The sequence below is a fragment of the Hydrogenophaga sp. genome (genome assembly GCF_028698005.1).
Lineage (GTDB): Bacteria > Pseudomonadota > Gammaproteobacteria > Burkholderiales > Burkholderiaceae_C > Hydrogenophaga.
Window position 1 is genome coordinate 1 of sequence record NZ_JAQVEJ010000211.1, and the last position, 4,039, is coordinate 4,039.

5 protein-coding genes are annotated in these 4,039 nt (G+C 65.9%); 3 read left to right on the plus strand and 2 right to left on the minus strand.

Annotated elements, in window-relative coordinates; all coding sequences use genetic code 11:
* Positions 1-524, minus strand: a 524-nt coding sequence (dctP, locus tag PHQ87_RS14810; RefSeq protein ID WP_300236000.1) for a TRAP transporter substrate-binding protein DctP, incomplete at its 3' end; no start/stop codon positions are given.
* Positions 525-693: 169 nt separating this feature from the next.
* On the opposite strand from dctP, the gene PHQ87_RS14815 reads away from it, so the two are divergent.
* The gene (locus tag PHQ87_RS14815; RefSeq protein WP_300236002.1) at positions 694-1,476 is read left to right on the plus strand and encodes an IclR family transcriptional regulator; all 783 of its coding nucleotides are present in this window, start codon (positions 694-696) and stop codon (positions 1,474-1,476) included.
* Positions 1,477-1,517: 41 nt separating this feature from the next.
* Here PHQ87_RS14815 and PHQ87_RS14820 read toward each other — a convergent pair whose 3' ends face one another.
* Positions 1,518-1,961 (minus strand): DUF1330 domain-containing protein, encoded by a 444-nt coding sequence (locus PHQ87_RS14820; RefSeq protein WP_300236004.1) that lies wholly within the window; start codon positions 1,959-1,961, stop codon positions 1,518-1,520.
* A gap of 280 nt (positions 1,962-2,241) precedes the next feature.
* Here PHQ87_RS14820 and PHQ87_RS14825 point away from each other — a divergent pair, with 280 nt between their 5' ends.
* Together PHQ87_RS14825 and PHQ87_RS14830 are read left to right on the plus strand one after the other, a co-directional pair.
* A complete protein-coding gene (locus PHQ87_RS14825; protein WP_300236006.1) occupies positions 2,242-2,943 on the plus strand; it encodes a TetR/AcrR family transcriptional regulator in 702 nt (233 codons plus the stop codon).
* Between the two features lie 48 nt (positions 2,944-2,991).
* Positions 2,992-4,039 (plus strand): acyl-CoA dehydrogenase family protein (locus PHQ87_RS14830; protein WP_300236008.1); only part of this gene is annotated, 1,048 nt, incomplete at its 3' end.

Genomic DNA, 4,039 nt, shown 5'->3' on the forward strand with positions numbered 1-4,039 from the left:
TTGCTGTTGGTCATGTGCCGGAAGCCCAGGTCCCAGATGCCCAGGCCCACCAGACCGTGTGCCTGCAGGCCGTCCATCAGGCGTGTGCCCACCGGGCCGTCCGACAGCGCATAGGCCTCTTCCGCGCTGTTGAACAGGAACGGGAAGTCGAACACCATGAACTGCTTGTCGATGCCGGCCAGCAGGCCGGTGGCCATGGAGGTGAAGTCCAGCGTACCGCCGCGCACGGCCGACAGGTTCTGCGGGTCGCCACCGAGCACGGCGTTGGGGAACAGGTTCACCTTGATCTTGCCGCCGCTCTTTTCGGCCACCAGATCGGCGAACTTCTGCGCGCCCAGGCCCAGCGGGTGGTCCTTGGCCAGGCTGAAGGCGAACTTCAGGGTGCGGTTCTTGACGTCCTGCGCCGAGGCGGGCAGGCTGGCCGCCAGCGGCAGAACGGCCGCGATGGCGGCGATGGCGAGGCGGCGCCCCAGGCTTTTCGGTTGACGTTGGCGCAGGGATGCGCTGTCCTTGACGGCGGGCATGTCTTGTCTCCTTGATGTGATGGAACCGCACAGCCAAATGCATCGTGTGCTGTGCGGGGACGATCTTAGAAACGCGCTCCGCTGCTGTCGAAAATTTCTGTATATTGTTCAAAAACTGAACTGAATTCAGTTTTTTAACCCGCCGGAACACGGCCTGCCGGGAGACAACATGAGTGGCGCGACCGAAAAAACCCTCGTCCTGCTCGAGTATTTGGCCGGATACCCGCACGGGGTGTCGCTGTCACAGATTGCCGACGAACTGGGCCTGACCCGCAGCGGCTGCCACCGCCTGCTCGGCGAGCTCATCCGCTTCGGCTTCGTGCGGCAGAGCCAGCATCACGGCGACTACGCCCTGACCACGCGTCTGGCCGCGCTGGGCCTGAGCTACCTCAGCCGCACCGGCGTGGTGGACATCGCCCAGCCCCTGCTGGAGCGCCTGGCCGACGAAACGCAGGAGCTGGTGCGCCTGGCCATCGTCGACGACGAGCGCCTGACCCTCGTCGCCAAGGCCCAGGGCGCGCGCTCAGGCCTGAAGTACGACCCCGACATGGGCACCGACCTGCGCCTGTCGTGCAGCGCGGCCGGCCACGCCTGGCTCATGACCCTGCCCGAGGACCGCGCCATGGAGATCGTGGCCCGTCAGGGCTTCGGGCGTGCCGAGGACTACGGCCCCAATGCGCCGATGGGCATGGGGGCGCTGCTCAAAATGCTCAAGGCGCACCGACGGCGCGGCTTCGCGCTGGTGCAGGACATGTTCACCCCCTGGATGAGCGGCATCGCCGCCCCGATCCAGCGCCGGGGCGAGCCGGTGGCCGGCATTCTGGTCATCGCCGGCCCTTCGGTGCGACTGGACACGCAGCGCCTGCTCGACATGGCGCCTTCACTGCTGGCCACCGCCAGCGAGCTGGCCGTCGCCGTCAACGCCTCGCGCTTCTTCGCCTCGCGCAAGTAGGGCACCGGCCAACGGTCCCCGAGCAAACCGGGGCCGCAACCCTATGCTTCATACGGCGTGATGGGTGTCAGCCGGGAGTCATCTAGCGCCGCCGTGCGGTGGCGGACACAGGCCTGGTACTCGGGCATGGACAGCATGGCGCGGAAGGCGGCAGCCGACGGATAGCGAACCAGAAAGACCTGGTGCCAGGTCTCACCGGACGGCGCGATGAGCGACTCATGCGCCTTGCCACTGAAGATGACGCTCCCTCCCACGGCGGCAATGGTCCGAAGCGACGTCTGCGAGTAGCGCTTGTACGCCTCACGCCCGCTGCACGCCTCGGCGGGATCCCCGTAGGCAGCTTCGTCGCGGAAACGCAGCAGGTTGAGCATGACGACCGGCTTTCCTTCTGGCAGAGAGGCGAGTACCTTGAGCTGCTCGGCTGAAAGTTGTTCCGCGGGACTGTCCATGTGACCCTCGTATGAATGGCGATCGAGACGCAGCATGGGCTGCTGCTGCCGACGCCGTTGACACCAACCCGGATATTGTGGACTGCCCTTGGTCCGATAGACAACCCAGCCCATCATCACCGGCTGCAAGGGGCTGGAAACTGCAGGCGGTGTCAGCGAACGCACGGGGCGGCAAGCCGCCTTGCGCAGCGCGAGTCGATGGACAGGCGCACACCTTCCCTGCACGGCTGTGGCGTCATCTTTCGCACAAAAAAAGCACGAACGTTCGTTTTTGGGTTACAGTGCGGGTTTTCGACGAACCATCCACAACGCCACCATGAGCCCCAGCACCGCGGCCAAGCGTTCCCGCAGCAGCGACAAGCCCAAGCAGAAGGGCCAGCAGACCAAGGCGGCCATCATCGACGCCGCCCTGTCCCTGGCCACGCAGATGGGACTTGAAGGCCTGTCCATCGGCGCGTTGGCCGAGGTCATGCACATGAGCAAGTCGGGCGTGTTCGCCCACTTCGGCTCGCGCGAGGAGCTGCAGATCTCGGTGGTGCACGAGTACCACACGCGCTTCGAGCAGGAAGTGTTCTACCCCGCCCTGCAGGCCCCCCGGGGCCTGCCGCGCCTGCGCGCGCTGTTCAACAACTGGATGAAGCGCACCTCGATCGAGATCGACTCGGGCTGCATCTACATCAGCGGCGCGATCGAGTTCGAGGATCGCGTAGGCCCCGTGCGCGACGCGCTGATGGAGTCGGTCAACATCTGGCTGGCCGCCATGCGCCGCGCCATCGACATGGCCATCGAGGAAGGCCACCTGCGCCCCGACACCGACGCGACGCAGATGGCCTTCGAGATCCACGCGCTGATCCTGGCGCTGCACTACGAGGCACGCTTCCTCTACCGGCCCGATTCTCTGCGCCGCGCGGTCACCGCCTTCGAACGGATCATCGAAAGCAACAGCAACCCCCAGGCCGTACCGGCCACGCCGGCACCCAAGGCACGCCGCAAGCGCGCCGAAAGCGCCACCACCTGATACCGCAACCGTTTCCACCCTTCGCCACATCGACAACAGGAGTCATCCATGCCCGTCTATAACCCGCCCCTGCGTGACATGCAGTTCGTGCTGCACGAAGTCTTCAACGTCGAAGCCGAGTTCAAGGCCATGCCCGCGCACGTCGAGACGGACGCGGACACGATCAACGCCGTGCTGGAGGAAGCCGGCAAGTTCGCGGCCGGCGTGGCGTTCCCGCTGAACGTCAGCGGCGACACCGAGGGTTGCCAGCTCGACCAGAGCACCCACGAGGTCACCACGCCCAAGGGCTTCAAGGACGCCTACGCCAAGTACGTCGAAGGCGGCTGGCCGGCGCTGTCGTGCGACCCCGAATACGGCGGCCAGGGTCTGCCGCACGTGCTCAACCAGTGCCTGTACGAAATGCTCAACAGCGCCAACCAGGCCTGGACCATGTACCCGGGCCTGTCGCACGGCGCCTACGAGGCGCTGCTGGCGCACGGCACCGACGAGCAGAAAAAGACCTACCTGCCCAAGCTGGTGAGCGGCGAGTGGACCGGCACCATGTGCCTGACCGAGCCCCACTGCGGCACCGACCTGGGTCTGCTGCGCACCAAGGCCGAACCGCAGGCCGACGGCACCTACAAGATCACCGGCAACAAGATCTTCATCAGCGCCGGCGAGCACGATCTGGCCGAGAACATCGTCCACCTCGTGCTGGCCCGCCTGCCCGACGCGCCCAAGGGCAGCAAGGGCATCAGCCTGTTCGTCGTGCCCAAGTTCAAGGTCAACGCCGACGGCTCGCTGGGTGAACGCAACCCCATCTTCTGCACCGGCCTGGAGCACAAGATGGGCATCCACGGCAACGCCACCTGCCAACTCAGCCTAGACGGCGCCGTGGGCACCCTGGTGGGGGAACCCAACAAGGGCCTGGCCGCCATGTTCGTGATGATGAACACCGCGCGCCTGGGCGTGGGCAACCAGTCGCTGGGTCTGACCGAAGTGGCCTTCCAGAACGCGCTGGCCTACGCCAAGGACCGCCTGCAGATGCGCAGTCTCTCGGGTGTGAAGGCCAAGGACAAGGAAGCCGACCCCATCATCGTGCACCCCGACGTGCGCA

Excerpts from the sequence above, each read along its gene's own strand:
- PHQ87_RS14815 (WP_300236002.1), top strand. The coding sequence starts at position 694 with ATGAGTGGCGCGACCGAAAAAACCCTCGTCCTGCTCGAGTATTTGGCC.
- PHQ87_RS14820 (WP_300236004.1), bottom strand. The coding sequence starts at position 1,961 with ATGCTGCGTCTCGATCGCCATTCATACGAGGGTCACATGGACAGTCCC.
- PHQ87_RS14825 (WP_300236006.1), top strand. The coding sequence starts at position 2,242 with ATGAGCCCCAGCACCGCGGCCAAGCGTTCCCGCAGCAGCGACAAGCCC.